The 22,246-nt window shown below is 37.7% G+C and carries 22 protein-coding genes; 12 read left to right on the forward strand and 10 right to left on the reverse strand.

Annotated features, from left to right (window positions below; genetic code table 11):
• Positions 1-94: 94 nt before the first annotated feature.
• Positions 95-1,744 (forward strand): FAD-binding dehydrogenase, encoded by a 1,650-nt coding sequence (locus AC07YC_RS21425; RefSeq protein WP_402797623.1) that lies wholly within the window; start codon positions 95-97, stop codon positions 1,742-1,744.
• Positions 1,745-1,812: 68 nt separating this feature from the next.
• On the opposite strand, the gene trhO is transcribed toward AC07YC_RS21425, so the two are convergent.
• Positions 1,813-2,784, reverse strand: coding sequence for an oxygen-dependent tRNA uridine(34) hydroxylase TrhO (gene trhO, locus AC07YC_RS21430; protein WP_494920385.1), 972 nt, complete (start codon positions 2,782-2,784; stop codon positions 1,813-1,815).
• A gap of 139 nt (positions 2,785-2,923) precedes the next feature.
• Between trhO and AC07YC_RS21435 the strand changes: the two genes are divergently transcribed.
• On the forward strand, positions 2,924-3,706 hold the full coding sequence (locus tag AC07YC_RS21435; RefSeq protein WP_494920386.1) for an enoyl-CoA hydratase: 783 nt from the start codon (positions 2,924-2,926) through the stop codon (positions 3,704-3,706).
• A gap of 46 nt (positions 3,707-3,752) precedes the next feature.
• Here AC07YC_RS21435 and AC07YC_RS21440 read toward each other — a convergent pair whose 3' ends face one another.
• A complete protein-coding gene (locus tag AC07YC_RS21440; protein ID WP_008173354.1) occupies positions 3,753-3,938 on the reverse strand; it encodes a YhzD family protein in 186 nt (61 codons plus the stop codon).
• Between the two features lie 266 nt (positions 3,939-4,204).
• Between AC07YC_RS21440 and AC07YC_RS21445 the strand changes: the two genes are divergently transcribed.
• The 4 genes from AC07YC_RS21445 (at position 4,205) to AC07YC_RS21460 (ending at position 10,714) form a co-directional block, all read left to right on the forward strand.
• Positions 4,205-5,419: a metallophosphoesterase family protein gene (locus AC07YC_RS21445; protein WP_336637093.1), complete on the forward strand. Its 1,215-nt coding sequence runs from the start codon at positions 4,205-4,207 to the stop codon at positions 5,417-5,419.
• Positions 5,420-5,424: 5 nt separating this feature from the next.
• Positions 5,425-8,313 carry an ATP-binding protein gene (locus tag AC07YC_RS21450; protein WP_494920387.1) on the forward strand — a complete coding sequence of 963 codons (2,889 nt, stop codon included), beginning with the start codon at positions 5,425-5,427 and terminating at the stop codon, positions 8,311-8,313.
• Positions 8,310-9,245, forward strand: a complete 936-nt coding sequence (yhaM, locus tag AC07YC_RS21455; RefSeq protein ID WP_171366003.1) for a 3'-5' exoribonuclease YhaM — start codon at positions 8,310-8,312, stop codon at positions 9,243-9,245. Before AC07YC_RS21450 ends, yhaM begins: the two co-directional genes overlap by 4 nt.
• A gap of 164 nt (positions 9,246-9,409) precedes the next feature.
• Complete coding sequence (locus AC07YC_RS21460) at positions 9,410-10,714, forward strand: methyl-accepting chemotaxis protein (protein WP_494920388.1); 1,305 nt, start codon at positions 9,410-9,412, stop codon at positions 10,712-10,714.
• An 87-nt stretch (positions 10,715-10,801) separates the two neighbouring features.
• Here the strand turns inward: AC07YC_RS21460 and AC07YC_RS21465 are convergent, their stop codons facing one another.
• Positions 10,802-11,779: a peptidylprolyl isomerase gene (locus tag AC07YC_RS21465; RefSeq protein ID WP_336637096.1), complete on the reverse strand. Its 978-nt coding sequence runs from the start codon at positions 11,777-11,779 to the stop codon at positions 10,802-10,804.
• A 143-nt stretch (positions 11,780-11,922) separates the two neighbouring features.
• On the opposite strand from AC07YC_RS21465, the gene AC07YC_RS21470 reads away from it, so the two are divergent.
• Positions 11,923-12,027, forward strand: a complete 105-nt coding sequence (locus AC07YC_RS21470; protein ID WP_004230765.1) for a YjcZ family sporulation protein — start codon at positions 11,923-11,925, stop codon at positions 12,025-12,027.
• A gap of 178 nt (positions 12,028-12,205) precedes the next feature.
• On the opposite strand, the gene AC07YC_RS21475 is transcribed toward AC07YC_RS21470, so the two are convergent.
• The 6 genes from AC07YC_RS21475 to AC07YC_RS21500 form a co-directional block, all read right to left on the reverse strand.
• Positions 12,206-12,391: a hypothetical protein gene (locus tag AC07YC_RS21475; protein WP_008173337.1), complete on the reverse strand. Its 186-nt coding sequence runs from the start codon at positions 12,389-12,391 to the stop codon at positions 12,206-12,208.
• A gap of 70 nt (positions 12,392-12,461) precedes the next feature.
• On the reverse strand, positions 12,462-13,007 hold the full coding sequence (locus AC07YC_RS21480) for a DUF3267 domain-containing protein (protein ID WP_036120334.1): 546 nt from the start codon (positions 13,005-13,007) through the stop codon (positions 12,462-12,464).
• 180 nt (positions 13,008-13,187) lie between these two features.
• Positions 13,188-13,748 (reverse strand): HTH-type transcriptional regulator Hpr, encoded by a 561-nt coding sequence (locus tag AC07YC_RS21485; RefSeq protein WP_008173331.1) that lies wholly within the window; start codon positions 13,746-13,748, stop codon positions 13,188-13,190.
• 157 nt (positions 13,749-13,905) lie between these two features.
• The gene (locus AC07YC_RS21490; protein WP_025117254.1) at positions 13,906-14,301 is read right to left on the reverse strand and encodes a YtxH domain-containing protein; all 396 of its coding nucleotides are present in this window, start codon (positions 14,299-14,301) and stop codon (positions 13,906-13,908) included.
• A gap of 145 nt (positions 14,302-14,446) precedes the next feature.
• Positions 14,447-14,983, reverse strand: a complete 537-nt coding sequence (locus AC07YC_RS21495; RefSeq protein WP_494920389.1) for a tryptophan transporter — start codon at positions 14,981-14,983, stop codon at positions 14,447-14,449.
• A 149-nt stretch (positions 14,984-15,132) separates the two neighbouring features.
• Positions 15,133-15,546 carry an HIT family protein gene (locus AC07YC_RS21500; protein ID WP_494920390.1) on the reverse strand — a complete coding sequence of 138 codons (414 nt, stop codon included), beginning with the start codon at positions 15,544-15,546 and terminating at the stop codon, positions 15,133-15,135.
• Positions 15,547-15,650: 104 nt separating this feature from the next.
• Between AC07YC_RS21500 and AC07YC_RS21505 the strand changes: the two genes are divergently transcribed.
• Entirely contained in the window at positions 15,651-16,400 is a 750-nt protein-coding gene (locus tag AC07YC_RS21505; protein ID WP_494920391.1) for an ABC transporter ATP-binding protein, read from the forward strand.
• On the forward strand, positions 16,384-17,565 hold the full coding sequence (locus AC07YC_RS21510; protein ID WP_494920392.1) for an ABC transporter permease: 1,182 nt from the start codon (positions 16,384-16,386) through the stop codon (positions 17,563-17,565). Before AC07YC_RS21505 ends, AC07YC_RS21510 begins: the two co-directional genes overlap by 17 nt.
• 57 nt (positions 17,566-17,622) lie before the next feature.
• Here the strand turns inward: AC07YC_RS21510 and AC07YC_RS21515 are convergent, their stop codons facing one another.
• Positions 17,623-18,138 (reverse strand): antibiotic biosynthesis monooxygenase family protein, encoded by a 516-nt coding sequence (locus tag AC07YC_RS21515; RefSeq protein ID WP_008173317.1) that lies wholly within the window; start codon positions 18,136-18,138, stop codon positions 17,623-17,625.
• A gap of 413 nt (positions 18,139-18,551) precedes the next feature.
• Here AC07YC_RS21515 and hemE point away from each other — a divergent pair, with 413 nt between their 5' ends.
• From hemE to hemY, 3 genes are all read left to right on the forward strand, one after another.
• The gene (hemE, locus tag AC07YC_RS21520; RefSeq protein ID WP_494920393.1) at positions 18,552-19,601 is read left to right on the forward strand and encodes a uroporphyrinogen decarboxylase; all 1,050 of its coding nucleotides are present in this window, start codon (positions 18,552-18,554) and stop codon (positions 19,599-19,601) included.
• A gap of 147 nt (positions 19,602-19,748) precedes the next feature.
• Positions 19,749-20,669, forward strand: coding sequence for a ferrochelatase (gene hemH, locus AC07YC_RS21525; protein ID WP_494920394.1), 921 nt, complete (start codon positions 19,749-19,751; stop codon positions 20,667-20,669).
• Positions 20,670-20,683: 14 nt separating this feature from the next.
• Positions 20,684-22,105 carry a protoporphyrinogen oxidase gene (gene hemY / locus AC07YC_RS21530; RefSeq protein ID WP_494920395.1) on the forward strand — a complete coding sequence of 474 codons (1,422 nt, stop codon included), beginning with the start codon at positions 20,684-20,686 and terminating at the stop codon, positions 22,103-22,105.
• Positions 22,106-22,246: the final 141 nt, after the last annotated feature.

Genomic DNA, 22,246 nt, shown 5'->3' on the forward strand with positions numbered 1-22,246 from the left:
TTGTCACATTTTAGACAAAACTTTGAGTTTTAGAAGGTAAATAGACTATGAGAGAAGAATTTAAATTAAGGATGATTGATTTGGGGGTGTAGTAATGAAATACGATGTTGCAATAGTTGGTGCCGGACTGGCAGGCTTAGTGGCAGCCTGTGAGTTAGTCGATGCAAAGAAAAAAATACTTTTAGTAGATCAAGAGCCTGAAAATTCATTAGGGGGACAGGCATTTTGGTCTTTTGGTGGCATATTTTTAGTAAATTCTCCTGAACAAAGAAGGCTCGGAATTAAGGATAGTAAGGAACTGGCATGGCAGGACTGGTTAGGGACAGCAGGCTTTGATCGTTTAGAAGATGAGGATTCCTGGGCATATAAATGGGCGCGGGCCTATGTCGATTTTGCTGCGGGTGAAAAATATGATTGGTTGAAGTCGAAGGGGATTAAATTTTTTCCTGTTGTTGGCTGGGCAGAACGGGGTGGTTCTCTTGCTGGTGGACACGGAAATTCTGTGCCGAGGTTTCATATTGTATGGGGAACAGGTCCAGGCATTGTTAAGCCATTTGTGGATAAAGTCAAAAAGGCCATAAAAGATGGCTATATTGAATTTAAACCACGACATCGTGTGGATGAATTTATTCAGCAGGACGAAAGGATTATGGGGATAAGTGGAACAGTACTTGCAGAAACCTTTATCAGTCGAGGCGAAAAAAGCTCAAGATTAGGAGTCGGAGAATTTTCGTATGAGGCTGCAGCCGTTATTGTGGCAAGTGGGGGTATCGGGGCAAATTTCGATTTAGTGAGAAAAAATTGGCCTGAACGATTAGGGACCCCTCCAAAAAATATGGTATGTGGTGTTCCTGCATATGTAGACGGAAGAATGCTGGAAATTACAGAGCATGCAGGGGGACGTATTGTGAATCGTGATCGTATGTGGCATTACACAGAAGGATTAAAAAATTGGGATCCGATTTGGCCTAATCATGGAATACGGATTTTGCCAGGCCCCTCCTCCTTATGGTTTGATGCAGAAGGTAACCGATTTCATGCGCCTAATTTCCCTGGATTCGATACACTCAGTACACTAGAAACGATTCAAAAAACAGGCTATGACTATTCTTGGTTTATTTTAACGGAAAAAATTATTGAAAAGGAATTTGCTTTATCTGGCTCGGAACAAAATCCTGATTTAACAAACAAGAGCATTGGTGATGTTTTAAAAAGGATCATGCCTGGACCACCTGCTCCAATCCAAGCCTTTAAAAATCATGGTGAGGATTTTGTGATTGCAAATGATTTAAGAGAACTAGTAGATGGAATGAATAAACTAGCAGGCAATGATTTACTCGATTTCATGAAAATTAAAGAGCAAATTTTAGCAAGGGATCGAGAAATGGATAATAAGTTTACAAAAGATTTACAGGTGAACGCCATTCACGGTGCTAGAAATTATATTGGGGATAAGCTAGTACGTGTTGCTAAGCCACATAAAATTTTAGACACTAAAAATTGGCCTTTAATTGCGGTACGATTAAATATTTTAACAAGAAAAACCTTAGGTGGCTTACAAACAAACTTAAATGGGGCAGTGTTAGGGATGGATGGTCAGCCTATTCCAGGATTATTTGCAGCTGGGGAAGTAAGCGGCTTCGGAGGCGGTGGTGTTCATGGCTACCGCGCTTTAGAAGGAACGTTTGTTGGTGGTTGTATATTTAGTGGTAGGCAGGTAGGACGTTTTTTAGGAGAAGTTTAATGCCAGTAGAAAAAGAGCATCGTCATAAACGATGCTCTTTTTGTCCCCAAGTAATGGGGTGACGTCTATTAGGAATTTACGTTTTGGACATCTGCAATTTTTGCGATTTGCTCTTCGATTTGATTTACTGTCCAGTCATGCTCCTCAACGAAAAAATTACGTTTGGCACGACGGCATTCATCAGAACAGCTACGCATATAAAAGTCTTCATGCTTTTCTTCACAAAGCATTAATTTATGGCATTCGGGGTTTGCACAGTTCGTATAACGTTCGGAAGGCTCACCTGTGAAATAATCTTTTCCGATAACGACATGCTCCACTTGATTGATAGGCACACTGCGACGACGATCAAAAACAAACATTTGCCCATCCCAGAGTTGACCTTTTACCTCGGAATCTTTTGCGTATGTGGCAATTCCACCATGTAATTGACCAACACTTTTTCCGTAGCCCTCACGTTTTAACCAACCAGAAAATTTTTCACAACGAATTCCACCTGTGCAATAAGTTAAAATCTTTTTATCCACAAATTCTTCTTTATGTGTTTCCATCCATGCTGGTAAGTCACGGAAATTTTCTATATCCGGTCGAATAGCGCCTCTAAAATGACCAAGGTCGAATTCATAGTCATTCCGTGCATCGATAATGATTGTATTTTCTTCTTGCATTTGTTCCATAAATTCCTTAGGAGATAAATATTCCCCTGTTATTTCTAATGGATTAATATCATTTTCCAAACCTAAGTGAACGATCTCGTGGCGAGGGCGAACGTGCATTTTTTTGAAGGCATGCCCATCAGCTTCGTCAATTTTCCACATAATATCGCTAAATCGAGGATCTTCTTTCATATGATTCATGTAAGCGTCAGTTTGTTCAATAGTCCCCGAAACAGTTCCGTTAATTCCTTCATGACCAACTAAAATGCGGCCAAGAAGTCCGAGTTCTTGACATAATGCTAAATGCTCTTCAGCAAATGCTATAGGGTCTTCAATCGTAACATATTTATAATAAAGTAATATACGATAGTCTTTTTGCGTCAAAATGTGTAACCACCTTTATAACAATATTCGTCCTTTAATATAGCATAACAAAAGCGAATTTGTTTAGCGGAGAAGGAGTTTTCTAAAAAAACACGAATAGTACATAGTGAATGACTATTCATATTTGGGGGTAATGGAGATGGAATTTTCAACGATTACTTTAGAAATGTTAGATCGCCGTGCAACGTTAACTTTGAACCGTCCTCAGGCGATGAATGCGATGGATGACGTTATGATGCGAGAACTCGCTGAATGCTTTGAGGCTTTGCAACAGGAAAAAGATATACAAGTACTTGTTATTCGTGGAGAAGGGAAGGTCTTTTCTGCTGGGGGCGATATTAAGGCGATGCTTGATTCAAATAAGCCTCTAAATATTGATGAAGCGATGGTATATCTGACACGCATCGTTAAGGCCTATTATCAGCTACCAATGATCGTCATTGCGGCAGTTCATGGTGCATCGGCAGGTCTAGGCTTTAGTTTAACACTAGGGGCAGACATTGTTGTGGCATGTGAAAAGAGTAAGCTAGCTATGAATTTCATAGGCATAGGACTGATTCCAGATGGAGGAGGTCACTTCTTTATGAAGGAACGTGTCGGTACGGTGAAAGCGAAACAAATGATTTGGGAAGGTAAGGTCCTTACAGCACAAGAAGCATTAGATGCAGGATTAATCGACTATATAGCCCCAGATGGCACTGTCTTTGCAATGGCAGATCAGCTTGTTGGTAAAATGCTTGCCTCACCTATTTCTTCTATGATTACGACAAAAAATATTTTACACGCTCAAAATTTAGCACAGCTCGAAAATATCCTTGCAATGGAAGCGGAAGGTCAATCATCTATGCGTAAATCGACAGATCATTTAGAAGGAATTCATGCCTTTGTAGAGAAAAGAACACCTGTCTTTGTCGGGAAATAAAAATAAGAAAAGGCATGTAGATATCCTACGTGCCTTTTCTCAATTATTAAACATGGAATAAAATTAATTTACCTGAAGCGTTTACAAGACGATGAGTTTTGTTGGCAACACCTTTTTCTTCAATTTGTTGTTGACCATTTAATTTAGCAGCCTCATCATTTTCAAATGTCCATGTTTCATCAAACAATGTTTCCCCTGTTTTTTCGAAAGCTGTGAAACGGTAATTCTCCATACAAACCCCACCCTTTTATTTAAATATATATCTATTATACATAGAAGATTTATAAACTTCACGGTAAAACTAGTAAACTATTTGATAAATTACGAAAATTGTGGAAAAAGTAAGTCGACCCATTTTTTTAAGCATTACCATTTTTCATAAATAGGGAAGTATGATAAAATAGAACAAATATTCGGTTTTGTAATCATATGACTGCTTTGGTTGATAGTTTGTAGTAACTAACTAAGGTGGAAATTATCTATAGTTGGGGTGATTGGATGTCAGCAATTCGTTTTTTCCATATGGCAGATTTACATTTAGATAGTCCATTTAAGGGCTTATTTGGCTTACCTGAACACATTTTGAAGGAGATTCGATCAAGTACGTTTGATGCTTTTGATAAAATTATTCAAAAGGCCATTCAGGAGCAGCCCGACTTTTTATTAATTGTCGGAGATATTTACGATGGTGAAAATCGCAGTTTACAAGCCCAAAGGAAATTTCAAGAAGCAATGGAGAAACTGTTTCAACACAATATTCCTGTAATTATTAGCTATGGGAACCATGATCATTTAAAAGGGACTTGGACACGTTTTTCTTTACCAAGCAATGTGTATGAATTACCGGCTGAGACGAGTGTTGTCCAGTTGAAAATCCGCGGTCAGCAAGTCTGTATATACGGCTTTAGCTATAGTGAACGCCACTTAAAGGAGTCGGTTATTGATACGTATCCAATCGCTCAAGATTCTCATGCAATTCATATTGGCATGCTGCATGGCAGTGAGGCTAGCGATACTTCACACGCTTTATATGCTCCATTTACAAAACAGCAGCTCCTTGAACGGAACTATCATTATTGGGCGTTGGGGCATATTCATAAACGACAGCTCTTACATGAAAACCCTCCTATCGTTTATCCAGGCAATATTCAAAGCCGCCATCGTAAAGAACAAGGAATAAAAGGTTGCTATGATGTAACTTTATCTCAAACAGCATGTGAATTAGATTTTATTCCTACCTCCGCCATTGTTTATAACACGATAGAGGTGGATTGTACGAATATCGTCCATGCTAATGAATTACTTAAAAGATGCGAGGAAGCAATTGCTGTCAATCGAACTTCATTGGGAGCGGCGGTAGTGGAGCTTTATTTAAAAAATATTGATGAGCAAACAGAGGCCTTGTTTGAGCATGCGACGGTGGACGCATGGCTGGAGACCATTCGCGAGGCAGAAGAAGGGATTGAGCCAATGTGCTGGGTACAAAAAATGGTGTTACAAAAACCTTCGAGTCACGGTGAATATTCTGCTGCTACGCAATCAGTCGTAAGTTTAATGGAGCAATGGGATAGTACTGACTGGAAGGATATACTAAAAGACTTGTACCAGTATGCTGGTGGTGCTAGGCTGATCGAGCCTTTGTCTGAAAAGGATATAAAGAATTTAACGCACAACGCACAGTCACTATTGGCGGAAGAAATTCAAAGGGCGTGATGCACATGCTAACAATCAAAAAACTACAAATTTATGGCTTTGGTAAGCATGAAAACCTGACAATTCCCTTAAATGAAGGCGTTACAATTTTTTATGGTTTAAATGAGGCAGGGAAAACAACGATTCAGCAATTTGTTTTACAGATGCTCTTTGGCTTTCCAACAAGGCAGCAGACTCAGCGCAAATATGAACCAAAAGCATCGACGAAGTTTGGTGGTCAACTGACACTATTACACCCAATTCATGGTTTATGCATTATTGAACGTGTGAAAGGCAAGGCCACAGGTGATGTTACTGTTTATCTTGAAGATGGTACAACGGGACAGGAGGAGCTGTTAGCTAAGCTTTTATATGGCTATTCTAGAGCATCCTTTGAATCTATTTTTTCCTTTTCATTGCATGAGCTTCAAGGCATTGAAAAAATGTCAGAGGAGGAATTAACACATCTTCTCCTCTCCTCTGGCACAACAGGTATCCAGCACCTGTCTGCTCTTGAGAAAAAAATGGATAAAGAGGCGAACGAGTTATTTAAGAAAACAGGTAAAGTTCCAGTAATCAATCAAAAAATTGAGCAGTTAAAGCAATTGGAGCGAACGATTAGACTCGAGCAAGGTAAAATCCAAACTTTTGAGGATAAATTACAACAATTGCAACTCCTTGAGCAAAACCTAGAGAAATTTTATGCCACTCAAAAAAAGCAACAACAGCAATGGCAATACTTAACGGTTCAAAAGCAGGCCCTGCCTCTTATTAAGCAACAACAGATGTTGCAGCAAGCATTAGGGGATGATCAATATGTTCAATTTCCAGCAGAAGGTGTAAGACGATATGAACAAGCAAAAGACCGTCTTTTACACGAAAGTCAGCAGTTGCTGCAATTAAAAGAACAATATCAATTGCTACAGGACAAAGTGCTAGCCACTATGAATGAGCAAACCGTAAATGAAATGGGCCGCCTTATGCAAAAGGAGGCAACATGGCATCAGCTGATCGTGAAGGAGAAAAACTTACGAGATGATCTCTTTATGCTGGAGCAAGAAATTGATACGCAGTTTCGTTTATTAGGTGTGCAAGAAAAAGAGGCACAGAACATTCTTCTTGGAGAAACAGTATCCTTACAACAGGAACAGCAATTTCAACAGCAATTAAAAAGGCTGGAGGAGGCGGAGGATGAGCTAAAGTTTCATTTACGTTCGCTAGAGCAAGTCCATCAAGAGTTAGATGCTATAACACAACAACAGCAAAGGCTAAAGCAGGAGTCATTAACAAAGGAAGAAGAACATATTTTAGCACAGTGGCCTCAACGAAAGCGGAGGCTTGAGCAATTGCGTGCTGCCAAATCACAACGGACTAAACAAAGGCAGCCTAATTATTTTTCTTGGATGATTTTATTAATGGGTGTATTGTCATTTGTTTATGGAGTTATTCAAAAAAATGTGGCGGTGGCCATTATTGGGGTAGTTTTAACAATCATAACAATATTGTTGATGAAGGTTGTTAGACAAGCCACAGAGGAGCCCAATAAAGAAAATAGTCACCTCTTACGACAATTAGAGCAAGATGAAATGACTGTACAAACTATACGTCTAAAAAAACAAAGATTGGAAGATCGCTGGTTACATGTCCATGACCAGCAAAGCGAGAAGGAGCAGCAGTATGCCCAATTGGAATATAAAATTCAGCAAGCAGAGTTAGAGAGTGAAGAAACTACTCAGTCATTGCAGCAATTTTTAAAACGCTATCGCTTACAAGGTACGATCGCTAGAACGTTAATGCCAGAATTATTTATGCGCATACGAAATGTGCAAGAACTGGCGGTTAAAAGGGACGGCTCCATTAGCCTTTTGCAAGAAATTCAGGCTGAAAAGAACGGCCTTTATGAACAGCTTCAACAAGTACTAAATGAAATTTATAATGAACATGAAATATATATGTATTTGCGTACAGCCTACCTGGAAGCACAGCAACAGCAACAGCAAGTACAGCAAGCACAAGCGCAGCTAGCTGACATCAAGATTAAACTACAAAGTGGACAAACACGAATAGATCGTTATACCGCTGATATGACACAGCTATTGAACGAAGCACAGGTGCAAAACGAACGAGATTATTATGAGAAATATGAGCAATTTGAGCAGCAGAGAAAAATTACGACAGAGCTTCAAACAGTTCAGGCTCAACTAGGCTCGTTGAGTTTATCTGAACACGATGAGTTAATAGAGGACTCTGTTATGGATAATATGCGTGTTTTAGAGCAGGAGCAAACTTCTTTGCAAGTGGATATAGACCGATGTCTTGAACATCGTGCTGCCTTGCAAATTGAAAAGGAACAGTTATTAAATGACGAAAAATATGGCCAAATGCTTCAACAGTTTGAACAAGAAAAATCGGAGTTACAGCAATTGATTGAGCATTGGGCAACGAAAAAAGCTGTGGCGACTGCTATTCATGAAACATTATTTCGTCTTCGAGAAGAAAAATTACCACATGTTTTATCGAAGGTTAATGCGATATTCCAATTACTTACTGGAGGGCGCTACGATCAACTTACGATTCATGAAGAGGGCTACTTCATTGCGAAAGATGTGGCAGGAATTCGTTATCAAATGGTTGAATTATCACAGGCGACTAAGGAGCAAGCCTACATGGCATTACGTATGGCACTTGCGCAAACGTTGATGACCTCTGCACCATTCCCGATTATTATGGATGATCCGTTTGTCCATTTTGATCGAAACCGTACAGACAAAATGGTACAATTAATGAAAGAAGTAGGATATGAACGTCAAATTTTATATTTTACTTGCCATGATGAAATGCTCAAACATTGGCCGAAAGAGCAAATTATTGATGTAGGAGCACTAGCAAATGAAAGGGGAGTGGCGTCAACATGAAAGGAATTACAACGCTCCAGGTTGGAGAAGCAGTTGATCAATTTTTATTAATTAAACAAGCGACAAAAGGAGTTACTACTGTTGGGAAGCCATTTATGTCGCTAATATTACAAGATAAAAGTGGAGATATTGAGGCAAAGCTTTGGGATACAAATGAGGATCATGAAAAGATGTATCATGCTGAAGCCATTGTACGTGTCGGTGGAGAAATTCACGACTACAGAGGGAAAAATCAATTGCGCATTAAAGCCATTCGTGTGGCAAAGCCAGAAGAAGGAATTGCCATTCATGATTTAGTACCCTCCTCTGCAACACCGAAGGAACAACTATTTGAAGAGTTGAATCAATTTTTCTTTGATATTAAAAATCCAAATATTTCACGTATAACGAGAGCAGCCATTAAAAAACATCAGGATGCTATATTAGTTTTTCCAGCGGCAACTAAAAATCATCATGATTATGCTTCCGGCTTATTAGATCATATGGTGTCCATGTTAAAACTAGGTAAAGCCATTGCTGATTTATATCCGACTCTTAATCGAGACCTGTTATATGCAGGTATTATTTTGCACGATATTGGAAAAGTTGTGGAGCTGTCAGGACCAGTTGCCACGACATATACAGTGGAGGGCAACCTGTTAGGACATATTACAATAATGGTGAATGAAATTGCTAAGATTGCTAGTGAGCTAGAAATCGAAGGTGAAGAAGTGATGCTCTTACAGCACATGGTATTATCTCACCACGGTAAGGAAGAGTGGGGTAGTCCGAAAAAGCCGATGGTTCAAGAAGCAGAAATTTTACATTATATTGATAACATCGATGCTAAGATGAATATGCTGACTAGAGCATTAGGTAAAACGGCACCTGGTGAATTTACAGAGCGACTATTCCCTCTGGATAACCGATCGTTTTATAAGCCAACATTTTAATCATTCAACACATTATTTGTGAATTTTTTGTTTCTAAATAACTGTGTGGGCGAGCTTTTATATAAGTCTAATTATATATCTGTGGAATTTCAGTACCTATCCATTGTACCAATACTGTATTTATTTTAGAATATAGGAAGAATTTATAGGAATGGGGAAAAACAATGGATAAAGAGGGACTTGTTTCACGTAAAATAAAGTTTTGGAAAAGTTTGATTTTCAAAATGATACTAGCGATTGGTATCAGTTTATTTATTAGCTCACATATTTCTGAGTTCGTTAGCCAACAAATCGAAAAGGTAGTGGAGTTAAACGGTAGCGCAGGTGTTGCCATCAATACATTTATTTCGCTATTTATCGGGACGGTAATTATTTCCTTATGTACAAGATATATCGTCTTAAAGCGTGTAAAGCGTGTGTTAAAAGCAATGACGCAAGCTGCAGATGGCGATTTAACAGTACGTATAGATGATAAATTGAAAGATGAAATTGGTCAATTATCGACTGAATTTAATCATATGTTAGAGCAAATCGGCTCAGTTATTGAAAAGGCGAATAAGGCATCTACGGATGTCTCTGCTTATACAAATGAGTTTACTACGATTACAGAGCAAAGTAGTAACACAGTTGAAACCATCTCTGTTGCAATTCGAGAAATTGCCGCTAGTGCGGAAGGTCAATTGGAGCAAATGGACTTATTATCTGATTCTGCTAACTTAATTTCCAAAGATATGGATTATGCTTCATCCGCAGTACAGGCAGTAGCGGATATAGCGAATGAAACGAACCAAAAGGCTGATTTAGGATTACAGTTAATTGAACAAACGATTGGAAAAATGAATACTATTAATGAATCTGTTCACCAATCAACAGAGGTTGTCAATGCATTAGGGGAAAAATCGAAGGAAATTAGTACAATTGTGGCACTCATTACAAGCATAACGGATCAAACAAATTTACTTGCATTGAATGCTTCCATTGAGGCAGCACGTGCAGGAGAAGCAGGAAAAGGATTTGCGGTTGTCGCGGATGAAGTAAGAAAACTAGCTGAGGAATCTGGGAAGGCTGCTGACAATATTAGAACAATAGTAGATGATATCTTAAGCCAAACATCAAGCGCAGTTTATGCTATTAATAGTGGTACACAATTTGTAGAGGAAGGGCGAGAGGCTGTTGAACAAACAGGCGGTGCCTTTAAAAATATTGTAGAATATCTCCAACAAATTAGCCATCGTACAAAGGAAGTTACCGATATAGTATTGCGTGTAAATGAGAAGGCCAGCCAAACTGATTATGCCACGAAAGAAATTGTAGGTATTGCAAATAGCACCTCTTCAGGTATACAGCATATCGCGCTCTCTATTGAGCAGCAAACGGCTTCTAACGAGGAAATTGCAAGTGCAGCAAATGTCCTCCAGACGATGTCAAATGACTTACAAGCCGAAATAAGCCAATTTAAAGTAAAATAGCAAAAGAGAAAGGGAGCATCTGTATTTTAAGATGCTCCCTTTTTTTGAGGATATTGCTCCTTTAATGGAAAAGGTTAATCATCCTCATTATTTAGATTCTTTATCTGTATCTTCTGCTTTGTCGCTAGATTCTTCCTTAGCATTTTCTTCTGCTTTTTTAGCTGCTTCTTCAGCTGCCTTAGCTTGTTCTTCACTTGTTGTAGTAAAGAAATCTAGGGAATCTTTTAAATCCTTATCAGAAGTTTTAACATTTGCATCTTTTGCCATTTTCGCAACGATGTCTTTTAGAATAGTTTGTGCTTCACCCGTTTGGTTCAGTTTGCTTAACATCGATGTACGAATTTTTTCTTCTTCATCTTTAAATTCACCAACATCTTTCACGTCACGCTTGTCCGTAATTTCGATTACGTGATAACCGAAGCTAGACTTTACTGGTTCACTTAACGTGTTTAATTCAAGTGCATAAGCCGCATCGTTAAACTCATCAACCATTGAACCAACAGAGAACCAACCAAGCTCTCCACCATTTTGTGCAGAAGCTGTATCTGTAGAGTACTCTTTTGCTACATCAGCAAATTTAGCGCCACCTTTAATTTTCTCAATAGCTTCTTTTGCTGTTTTTTCATCTGCTACTAAAATATGACGACCATTTAATTCTGTTTTCATTTGCTCATAGTATTTTTTTACATCTTCTTCTTTAATAGCTTGATCTTTTAAAGCTTTTTCTTGAAGAAGTTGAACGCGTAAAGAATCTTTAAAGCCTTGTTCTGTTAAGCCACTTTCAGCAAGTGCTTGTGCAAAACCATCACCAAATTGTGAAGCTGTAGTATCATAAGCTTCTTTAAGTTCTTTATCTGTTACTTCATATTTGTCAGACAATACTTTTTCAGTCACCATTTGTTGTAATACATATGAGCCTGTTAAAGATTTGGCTTTTTCATTAAAGTCAGCAACTGAAATATCGCCAACTTTAGAAGTAACGATTGCTTTGCTATCTCCGCCGCTACACGCACCAAGCGCTAAAACAGAAGCAGCTAAAGTTAAAGATAAAACTGTCTTTTTCATAGTGGATATTCTCTCCTAACATGGTTTCGTCCATTTTTTACTATAACATAAACGTTTTAAAAACAAAATGGTTCCCCCTTGAGTATTGCCTATATTTCAATTTTTGAAGCGCATAGGATATAGAAAAGAAAGGGGGTGAAGTTATGGGCAACGGAGGATACGGTGGCGGTGGCTACGGCTCAGGCTTTGCTTTATTAGTTGTGTTATTTATTTTATTAATTATCGTTGGTGCAGCGTTCCTATACTAATTAATAAAACAGTGAAAAGCTAAGAGCTTCATTAACTCTTAGCTTTTCTTAACAATGTTAGACATTCACGCCGCATGCTAGAGATTCAAGCCATTAGTAATGGTTTGAGTAAGTTGTTTTATGGGGACTCAACTTATCTTGTCGCATGCGGATGTGAATATAATTTACTTTTCAATTGTTATACTGCATATAAAATTTCAATATAAAATGAGACAAGTAAAATGGTAATAAGTATATTTATAGTTCGGAATATTTTTGGCTGGTTTTCTTCGGGAATTTCACGTCGCATACATAGAGCATATGTCATACGGTTAATTTGAAATAAATAGAATACCGAGAATAGAACTACAATCATTAATAGCAAGTCTATTCCTCCCCTCTTTCAATAGTAATAGCATAACAAAGAACGCCATTAAAAAACAAGTACAAGCAATTTAGTGAACAGTTGGTGGAACTAAAATTTCATAGCCCTTTGGTGTTTCTTCAATTTGTGAGTTTTTTGGTGAATTCAATAAATATTTCACGTAAAGTATATCAATCAAACATAGACTACAATGATACGCTAACAGCAAAGTACCGTAATGTGTGTATGCTGGTAGTAGCCAAGTACCTATTATAATACTAGTATTAAGAACGATAAAAGGCGTAAGAAGTGCTAGTATATAACGGTTTTTGGATAAAGGCTCACGAATACGCATGTGTAATACTGGAATTAGATAAAATTGCGTACGGACGCGCAATTTAAGATGCTGGCGTAAATCGTAAAGAGCGAGAAAGTGTAAAAACTTGTGAACCGGATAAAGTGTTAATACAGCTATTACAAAGAGCCAGAATAAACGATCTGTATAATGCTCTTCATTGAATAAATTAAACGTCACATACGATACTGAAAAAACGGATAAAAAAGTAATAACACCCATTATAATAATACGCGTAGTGCCGTAATGATGTTCAAGATTTAAAATTTTCCAACAATGCATGGTTTATTATCAACTCCGAAAATAGGAAGTGTCCTATTTAATGTAAATTGAATTGTCTTAGAATGCAAGAGAAAGGAGGTACTTCAGAAATATTTCTGAAATACCTCCTTTCACATGATTTATTTCTGAATGAACAGCTAGAATCCGCAGAAAAATAACGGTACGATCGATAGCCTTATTTTATCCTTTTACAGTTGGACGTTCTTCAAGCGTGTCAAAGGAATCACGGAAATGCTGGAAGGAGCGTTCAAAAATATCGATGAAATCCTCACCATAAATATTTCGAATGACAGCCATTACGTCTAAAAAGTCTGGGAAACGGCCGTATAAGTCTTTTAAGGCCAATGATCCTTCTAATACAGAATGATAAGTATTATGGTAGTTTTTATTCATCTCTACAATAAGCTCTGTACCAGCTTCAGTTAGCTCAACATACGTATTACGCTTATCATCATCTCGCTTCGAAAACTTAAGGAAGCCTCGCTCTTCTAATTTTTTGGAGAAATTAAATGCTGTAGATACATGCATGACTCCGAACTTTGCTACATCAGAAATAGAGGCTCCTTTTAAATGATAGGAAATCCACAAAATATGGTGTTCATTAATATTTAAATCATATGGTTTAATCCATTGTTGCCAATCTTTTTCAACCGCTTTCCATAGCGCCTTCGATAATTGTGCGATTCTTTGACTATAAAGCATTGCTTCTTTTTGTGTGTATAATTCCTCTGACAAAACCATCACCTACTGCTTTCTTTCACATTTTTAAAAATATTATAGCAGTAAAGAAAAAAAGTTTAAAGTTAGAAAAATTAAAAAATTGAAAAGTGGTTAAAAAATAATATTATAGCAATAGTTTTTGATGAAAAAATAGATTAATTAGCGTCCGAAGAGGACTTTAGTCGCTGATTTTTTCTTGCGGTTTTTTCTTGTTTTCTGTGAATTGTGCAATGTTTTTCTCGATTTCGCTTATCGAATTCTGTAAAGCATCTAATTCTTGTTGCAAATTATTTTTATTTGGCTCTATTTCTTCTGTAAAAGTCGTAATTGTTTGTTTTAAATCATTTATTATTTGTGGGATATTATTTTTAACTTCGTTTGTTAATGTATTGACAGAATGTTTCACAGTCCCTACTTGTTGTTTAACATCAAGGAGCATACCTTTTGTTTGGTCTGCATTTTGTTTTAACGTTGTGCGTAACTGCTGGCCTGATTGTGGGGTTGAGAACAGAACAGCAACTGTTCCACCAATAATACCTGTTGCTAGTCCAATTAAGAATGGTTTTGCTTTCATATTATATACCTCATTTCTTGTCATGATTAACTACTATTAAACCATGAATTGCATAAATACAAAAAGAAAAAGAAAAAGAAAAAGAAACTGAGTAAGTGATAGAGCATCACCGTTCAGTTTCTTTCGATTATTTTAAAGTTAGTATTTATGAAATCTGAGAAATGGCAGTCACAAATTTAGAGCGCTTCACTAATTTTGCAACAATAGGATAAATAATAGCAAAAGCAACGACATTAAATGCTACCGCTGGAAGGACAACCCCAATAAATAGCATCGCAAACGTTGCACCTACATTTGCATTAAAAACAAAAAGTGCCACTGTTAAAAAGACCGTACCTGATAGTATAGTACCCAAACTAACTAAAACTGCAGAGACAGCGAAACTATTTGCTATCTTTTTTAGAACAATTACAGCAGCTAAAAACACAAAGCCTGTTACAGCTTTATCGATAATGTTTGGAACTAGACCGGCAGGAAATGTGGTGAACAAACCTGAAAGTACCCCTGTTGCTAGCGAAAGTAAAAACGTTTCTTTCACTGTAGGAAACAATAAAATGCCAATGAACATCATTGTTAACATGAAATCGGGTTTCATGCCGTTAATCATTCCCGGTGTAACGACATATAGTGCCGCACCGATCCCAACTAAAAGGGCCATTAATACTAAATTCTTTGTATTCATTTTTATCTCTCCTCGACTGAGCTAATCTATTAGTTTCCCAACGTGTCCTCTTGACCGTTAGCGAAACTTATTTGTGATTGTACGCTAAAAATTTTATATTTGCAATACAGTATGTGGGTTATTAAAATGTTAATATATGACAAAAACCGTTAAAGGTTGGCCTTAATACTTTCTGCCACTTCAGCCAATTGTTCTGGTGAATATTTTTGTGTTTGCCAAACTAAACCTAAGCCTTCTTTTTCGTCATAACGCGGAATAAAATGTAGATGATAGTGGAACACAGTTTGTCCAGCCGCTGCCCCATTATTATTAATGGTATTCAATCCGATTGGCTCAAACGCTACCTTAATGGCATTCGCAATTTTCGGTGCCGCAGCATATAAGTTGCGTGCAACATCCTCTGGCATTTCGTATAGATCTTGGCAGTGATGCTTTGGAATTAGTAAAGTATGACCTTTTGCAACTGGTGAAATGTCTGTAAATGCATAAACATGATCGTCTTCATAAACTTTTGTACTTGGAATGGATCCATCGATAATTTTGCAAAATAGGCAATCGCTCATGAGAATTTCCCCCTTATCGTATATGTAAATTCATTCTATCATACTCAAACCTGTATCATTTGCTAATTTTTGATAAAATATAAAACAAGAAGAGGAGTGAGGTTATGTCAGTATTAGAGGTACAGCATGTGACAGGTGGATATACAAGAAAACCTGTTATTAACGATTTATCTTTTACGATTGAAAAAGGAGAGCTTGTTGGCTTAATTGGCTTGAATGGGGCCGGTAAAAGTACAACGATTAAACATATAATAGGAACAATGTTGCCAAAAGCAGGGGATATTTACCTTAATGGGGTAACGTTAAAGGAAGATACGGACAAGTATCGTACAGCCTTTTCTTATATCCCTGAAACCCCTGTGCTTTACGATGAGCTAACATTGAGGGAACATTTAGAATTAACAGCGATGGCTTACGGTATTGATAAGGCAACGCTAGATGCTCGTTCTGAAGTACTTTTAAAGGAATTTCGCATGGAGAAAAGATTAAACTGGTTCCCATCACATTTTTCAAAGGGAATGCGTCAAAAGGTTATGATTATGTGTGCCTTTCTCGTGAATCCTAGTCTGTATATTATTGATGAGCCTTTTGTGGGGTTAGATCCACTCGGAATTCAATCATTGTTAGATCAAATGGATGAGAAGAAAAAAGAAGGTGCTTCCATATTAATGTCTACGCATATTTTATCGACAGCTGAAAAGCATTGTGATCGAATTATATTATTGCACGAAGGAAGAGTTCGAGCACAAGGAACGATGGCAGATTTGCGACAAACATTTGCGATGCCCAATGCAACATTGGATGATCTATATATTGCAATGACAAAGGAGCGGGACCATGAAGAACTTGCGTGATGTATGGTCCTCTCGCTTCATGCATTATATAGGAGAAGTACAAAAATATATGCAATTTATTTTTACAGGGCATATTGCCATTGTACTTGTATTTCTAATTGGAGCAGGAGGCTACCAATATAGTGAATGGTTGAAAGTTGTACAGACAGATTTCCCAGCTGAAATACTTATTGCTGTTTTTATAGGCGTCTTATTGGCCTTTAGTCGCCCTACTACGCTTTTGAGAGAGCCAGACCAAGTGTACTTATTGCCCCTTGAGTCAAAAATGTCGCTGTATTTTAGCAAGGCATTAGCTTGGACATTTTGGTCTCAGGTTTGGATTGTAGCGATTGTTTATATTGTTAGTATTCCGCTATTAAAAGCAGTGACGGATTTAACAACGGGTGACATTTGGTCGATATTCCTACTTGTGATTGTGCTGAAATATATAAGTGTACGAGGAGAATTCAGCTATCGATATAGTGAACGAGGTCAAATGGTTTGGGTGGACAGGCTGATTCGAGCAATAATATTTGCTGCCGCTGTTTTTATGGGGCTGCAAGCTCAGTTGCTCCTATCAATTGTGGCGACTGTCATAAGTGTTATTTATATTATTGTCTTTAGAAAAAAATCTACAGGGGAACCAGTACCTTACGAACATTTTGTAAAGCTTGAGCAAAATCGAATGATGAGCTTTTATCGTTTCGCAAATTATTTTACAGATGTACCCCATTTACATGGAAGCATCCGACGTCGAGGCTGGATGGACTGGCTCTATAAATTCGTTCCATATGGTAAAAATAACGCTCAAAAATATTTAGTATTTCGCACCTTTGTTCGTACAGATGATCATTTTTATTTATGGCTCCGTCTTACGGCCATTTCAGCAGTAATTGCAGCCTTTGTAGACATTCCAATAGTTACATGGATTGTTGCCGCGGCACTAAGCTTTGCAACGACTATCCAATTAAAACAAGCATTACTTTCAAGTGGGGAGTTCCGCATGGACATGCTGTTTCCGTTGCCGGATAATGCTCGTCAACTAGCTGTGAAGCAAATTGTACGTCTAGCTATGATTACACAAGCGATCATCGTAGGATTATGTGCGATGACACAGCCGATGTTTTATATTGTAGTTGTCATTGTTATAGTAATTAGTGAATTGACTGCGAAAGTATCTAAATAATGAAAAGCTCATTTTCCCAGCCTGTGCTGAGAAGATGAGCTTTTATTTGTTGTAGATCTATTCTGTATCCTCTTTTGGCATAGCACTATACGTTGTTACATAGGAAGCTGCCGAGAAGATGTTCTGCTGATTTACACCACTGGAATCATCTCTTTTTGCATGTGCGTTTTCAAAGGCTTTAGAGCTTTTCCATGCTTCGAATGAATGTGGTCCATGCCACTGAGTCATGACAATATAAGTGTCATCCTTGATGGGACGAAGTAATCGGTAGGACTCAAAGCCTGGCTCATCCTCAATGGCATGTGAGCGTTGTAAAAAGCGATGCTCGAAAACAGGGCGTCCTTCATCTGTTACGGGAATATTATTGAGGACAAAGAACCCACGTTCTTCTAGCTCATTTACCGAATCTAACACTTCAAATTTGCGAGGTGTGGCAAAAACTGATTTCCCTTCTGTTTCATGGATTAATACAGAATTTCCCTCTCCATGAATTAAGATCATATGCTCATTTGGATACTTATTTTTCAGTTGTTCTAAAAAATCACCAGTACCAGAAGTTAAATAAATATTCATCAATTTATCCTCCTTATGAATCTTACTAATTATAGCGTGATTATACCCTTTTCAGCATAAGTCTAACGCTTTGTCCAAAAAGAATCTGTCTAGAATGAACAATTTTATGACATTTCACTAGGAAAACTATACAATAACAGAGGAAGCGTTTACTATTGGAATCGGATATCAATAATAAAGGAATAAATAATACATTTTTTTCTTGACTCAGCAAATGTTTTTTGTACTGAAATTGAAGTATAGGATACAGAAGACTCTTTCCGCTATAGAGAGTGGTGAACCCACTGATTCAAGATAAAGCCTCTGGTCGATATTGCAGATTTTGAAGAGAAGAGTAAAGAGCGAGAAATCTGGACACAATTACGCCAGGGCGTATGGATAGTAATGAATTTATCGAGGGGAAGGAATTATTCATGACAACTTTTAACGATACACTTCTGCGTGCTGCTCGTGGAGAAAAAACTACACACACGCCAGTATGGTATATGCGTCAAGCAGGACGTTCTCAGGCAGAATATCGTGCCATCAAAGAAAAATATTCATTAGAGGAAATTACACATCAACCTGAGCTATGTGCCTATGTCACTCGTCTACCTGTAGAAAATTACAATGTTGATGCAGCTATACTATACAAAGATATTGTCACACCTCTTCCTGGAATTGGCGTAGATGTGAAAATTAAAGCAGGTATTGGTCCTGTTATTTCTAATCCAATTCGTTCAGTAGCAGATGTTGATAATTTAGGTGAATTCAACGCTAAAGAGCATACACCATTTGTATTAGAGACTATTAAAATCTTGACAGAAGAGCAATTAAATGTCCCATTGATTGGTTTTGCTGGAGCACCATTTACACTTGCCAGCTATATGATTGAAGGTGGTCCTTCTAAAAATTATAACAAAACAAAGTCATTTATGGTGTCAGAACCACAAGCTTGGTTTGCATTAATGGATAAACTGGCTGACATGATTATTGCAGATGTCACTGCACAAATTAAAGCGGGTGCAAAAGCAATCCAAGTATTTGATTCTTGGGTGGGCGCTTTAAATGTGGAAGATTACCGTGTATTTATAAAACCAATTATGACGCGAATTTTTGCGGAATTACAAAAAGAAAATGTACCATTGATTCAATTTGGTGTCGGTGCAAGTCATTTAGCGAAAGAATGGAATGATTTACCGATTGATGTTGTCGGCTTAGACTGGCGTTTACCGATAAAAGAAGCACGCGCGAATGGTATTACAAAACCAGTCCAAGGTAACCTAGATCCATCGCTATTATTGGCTGATTGGTCAGTCATTGAAAAACGAACTAAGGATATTATCGATCAAGGTTTAGAAATGCCGGGTCATATCTTTAACCTAGGTCATGGTGTTTTCCCAGAGGTTGATCCAGAGGTCTTAAAGCGTTTAACGACACTTATTCATGAATATAGTGCACAACAAATTCAAGATCGTTCTTAAAAAGCGGATTCAAATGTGAAATATGTCCTTTTCTATGTACGAAATTTTCATCATAGAAAGGGAGCTGTCCAATATCATAGATTGGACAGCTTCTTTTTATCACATAATGTATAAAAACATAAAACAATTTTAGAGGTGAAAAGGGTAATGAAAGAAGTTAAAGGCTTATTGGTAATGGCATACGGAACACCTTATAAAGAAGAGGATATTGAACCTTACTATACACATATTCGTCATGGTCGCAAACCTTCGGAAGAGCATTTAGAAGATTTACGTAGTCGCTATGAAGCAATCGGAGGTTTATCTCCTTTAGCAGCAGCAACACAGGCACAAGCTGAAGCGTTATGTGCACGTTTAAATGAAGTTCAGGATGCTGTAGAATATAAATTGTTTATTGGTTTAAAGCATATTCATCCATTTATTGAAGACGCAATAGAGCAAATGGTGGCAGAGGGCATCAAAGAAGCGGTATCAATTGTTTTAGCTCCTCATTTCTCAACATTTTCTATTAAATCTTATAATGGCCGTGCTGTGGAAGCAGCAGGAGATCGCTTAACGATTACATCCGTAGAATCTTGGTATGATGAACCTAAATTTATTGAGTATTGGAAACAACAAGTTAATGATACATTTAAGTCAATATCTGAAGAAGAACGTGAAACAGCATGTTTAATCGTTTCAGCTCATTCACTTCCTGAAAAAATTAAAGATTTAGGTGACCCTTACGAGGATCAATTAATTGAAACAGCCCGACTTATTCAAGAGGCAACTGGTTTGAAAAATGTTGAGGTCGGCTGGCAATCAGCAGGACAGACACCAGAGCCTTGGATTGGTCCAGATGTTCAAGACTTAACACGTGAGCTTTATAAAGAAAAAGGCTTCCGTTCATTTGTTTATACGCCAGTAGGTTTTGTAACAGAGCATTTAGAAGTGTTATATGATAATGATTTTGAATGTAAAGTTGTTTGTGATGAACTAGGCGCAAAATATTATCGTCCATCGATGCCAAATACACATCCTTTATTTATTGATGCGATGGTCGATGCGATTTATAAAAAATTAAGCTAAGCGAAAAGAAAGTGATGATGTTGGTGACTCAGAAAAGACGAAAGGTAGTTGTTGTAGGCGGTGGTATTACGGGCCTTACAGCTGCGTTCTATATGCAAAAACAAGCAAGCACAAAAGAATTGCCATTAGATATCGTACTTGTCGAGTCGTCATTACGTCTTGGCGGAAAAATTCAAACACTAAGAAAAGATGGTTTTATTATTGAGCGTGGGCCAGAATCTTTTTTTGACCGTGAAAATTATGTAAATGCTTTAGCAAAGGATCTCGGTATCGAACAAAAAATCATGACGAGTAACGCAGGACCCAACTATGTTGCTGTCGGAAGCCAGTTATACCCAATCCCAAGCCATCTTTTATCAGGTGAAACGCCACATATCTCATCATTTATTACATCAGGCTTGTTTTCACTAAGCGGTAAAGTTCGTGCAGCAGGTGATTTTTTTATCCCCCGCTCAGCACAAGACGATGATCAACCATTGGGGGCATTTTTTAGAAGAAGGTTTGGCGCAGAGGTTGTTGAAAATCTAGTGGAGCCTTTACTAGCAGGGACATTTGCAGGGGATATTGAGCAATTAAGTATGAGCTCAACTTTCCCACAGCTTTATCATCTAGAGCAAAAATATCGTAGCTTATTAGTAGGGATGAAAAAGGCTGGAACAAATTTCTTGAGTAATGATTTTATTGATGAAAATAAAGGGATTTTTCAAACCTTTAGTAATGGGCTTGAAACATTAATCGAAAGTATTGAGGAATCTCTACTTCCTGGGACAGTGATGAAAGGTGTCAAGGTCGAAGAAATTGAGCATGGAAAAGATGGGTCTGTACATGTAATGCTAAACAATTTCTCACATATTAAAGCGGATGCGGTCATTATTGCTACACCCTTTAATATGGCGGATAAGATGTTCAGTAAGTATAATTTGTTAAATGAACTAGGGACAATGAAAGCTGCAACTATTGCAACCGTTACAATGGCATTTAAAAAGGACCAGCTTGGTGATCTAGACGCGCTCTCATTTTATGTCTCTCGAAATAGTGATTTTTCAATCACTTCATGTACGTGGATGAATCGAAAATGGCCGGGTACCGCACCTGAGGATTATGTGTTATTACGTAGTTATATTGGTCGAGTGGGTGACGAGGCGATTGTAGCATTATCAGATACTGAGATTGAAAAAACAGTGCTACAGGATTTAAATAAAACTATTGGTATAGATGGAGAACCGATAACGACAGTAGTTACACGCTGGAAAAATGCGATGCCACAATACACCGTTGGACATGAGGCGAAGGTCCAACGGATAAAACAGGAATTACGAGAACATTTTCCAACTGTAAAATTGGCAGGTAGCTCATTTGAAGGAATATCCATCCCAGAATGTGTGCAACAAGGTAAACATGTTGCGGATGAAGTGTTGGCGGAAATTTTTTGTTAGTAGAAGCACGATGAGGCTGGGACAAAACCCACCTCTAAATTAAAAAGCGTGTGAAATTTTACCATCAGTAAAATTTCACACGCTTTACATTTTTTCATAAAAAATAAGGACCACTTCTGATAAAATTAAGTCACCACAACC

This window comes from Lysinibacillus sp. GW247-5R2A (assembly GCF_059424475.1).

What these genes read in the sequence shown, in the direction of transcription:
- AC07YC_RS21425 (WP_402797623.1), top strand. Translation starts at nt 95, where the DNA reads ATGAAATACGATGTTGCAATAGTTGGTGCCGGACTGGCAGGCTTAGTG.
- AC07YC_RS21435 (WP_494920386.1), top strand. Translation starts at nt 2,924, where the DNA reads ATGGAATTTTCAACGATTACTTTAGAAATGTTAGATCGCCGTGCAACG.
- AC07YC_RS21440 (WP_008173354.1), bottom strand. Translation starts at nt 3,938, where the DNA reads ATGGAGAATTACCGTTTCACAGCTTTCGAAAAAACAGGGGAAACATTG.
- AC07YC_RS21445 (WP_336637093.1), top strand. Translation starts at nt 4,205, where the DNA reads ATGTCAGCAATTCGTTTTTTCCATATGGCAGATTTACATTTAGATAGT.
- AC07YC_RS21450 (WP_494920387.1), top strand. Translation starts at nt 5,425, where the DNA reads ATGCTAACAATCAAAAAACTACAAATTTATGGCTTTGGTAAGCATGAA.
- yhaM (WP_171366003.1), top strand. Translation starts at nt 8,310, where the DNA reads ATGAAAGGAATTACAACGCTCCAGGTTGGAGAAGCAGTTGATCAATTT.
- AC07YC_RS21460 (WP_494920388.1), top strand. Translation starts at nt 9,410, where the DNA reads ATGGATAAAGAGGGACTTGTTTCACGTAAAATAAAGTTTTGGAAAAGT.
- AC07YC_RS21465 (WP_336637096.1), bottom strand. Translation starts at nt 11,779, where the DNA reads ATGAAAAAGACAGTTTTATCTTTAACTTTAGCTGCTTCTGTTTTAGCG.
- AC07YC_RS21470 (WP_004230765.1), top strand. Translation starts at nt 11,923, where the DNA reads ATGGGCAACGGAGGATACGGTGGCGGTGGCTACGGCTCAGGCTTTGCT.
- AC07YC_RS21480 (WP_036120334.1), bottom strand. Translation starts at nt 13,007, where the DNA reads ATGCATTGTTGGAAAATTTTAAATCTTGAACATCATTACGGCACTACG.
- AC07YC_RS21485 (WP_008173331.1), bottom strand. Translation starts at nt 13,748, where the DNA reads ATGGTTTTGTCAGAGGAATTATACACACAAAAAGAAGCAATGCTTTAT.
- AC07YC_RS21490 (WP_025117254.1), bottom strand. Translation starts at nt 14,301, where the DNA reads ATGAAAGCAAAACCATTCTTAATTGGACTAGCAACAGGTATTATTGGT.
- AC07YC_RS21495 (WP_494920389.1), bottom strand. Translation starts at nt 14,983, where the DNA reads ATGAATACAAAGAATTTAGTATTAATGGCCCTTTTAGTTGGGATCGGT.
- AC07YC_RS21500 (WP_494920390.1), bottom strand. Translation starts at nt 15,546, where the DNA reads ATGAGCGATTGCCTATTTTGCAAAATTATCGATGGATCCATTCCAAGT.
- AC07YC_RS21505 (WP_494920391.1), top strand. Translation starts at nt 15,651, where the DNA reads ATGTCAGTATTAGAGGTACAGCATGTGACAGGTGGATATACAAGAAAA.
- AC07YC_RS21510 (WP_494920392.1), top strand. Translation starts at nt 16,384, where the DNA reads ATGAAGAACTTGCGTGATGTATGGTCCTCTCGCTTCATGCATTATATA.
- AC07YC_RS21515 (WP_008173317.1), bottom strand. Translation starts at nt 18,138, where the DNA reads ATGAATATTTATTTAACTTCTGGTACTGGTGATTTTTTAGAACAACTG.
- hemE (WP_494920393.1), top strand. Translation starts at nt 18,552, where the DNA reads ATGACAACTTTTAACGATACACTTCTGCGTGCTGCTCGTGGAGAAAAA.
- hemH (WP_494920394.1), top strand. Translation starts at nt 19,749, where the DNA reads ATGAAAGAAGTTAAAGGCTTATTGGTAATGGCATACGGAACACCTTAT.
- hemY (WP_494920395.1), top strand. Translation starts at nt 20,684, where the DNA reads ATGATGTTGGTGACTCAGAAAAGACGAAAGGTAGTTGTTGTAGGCGGT.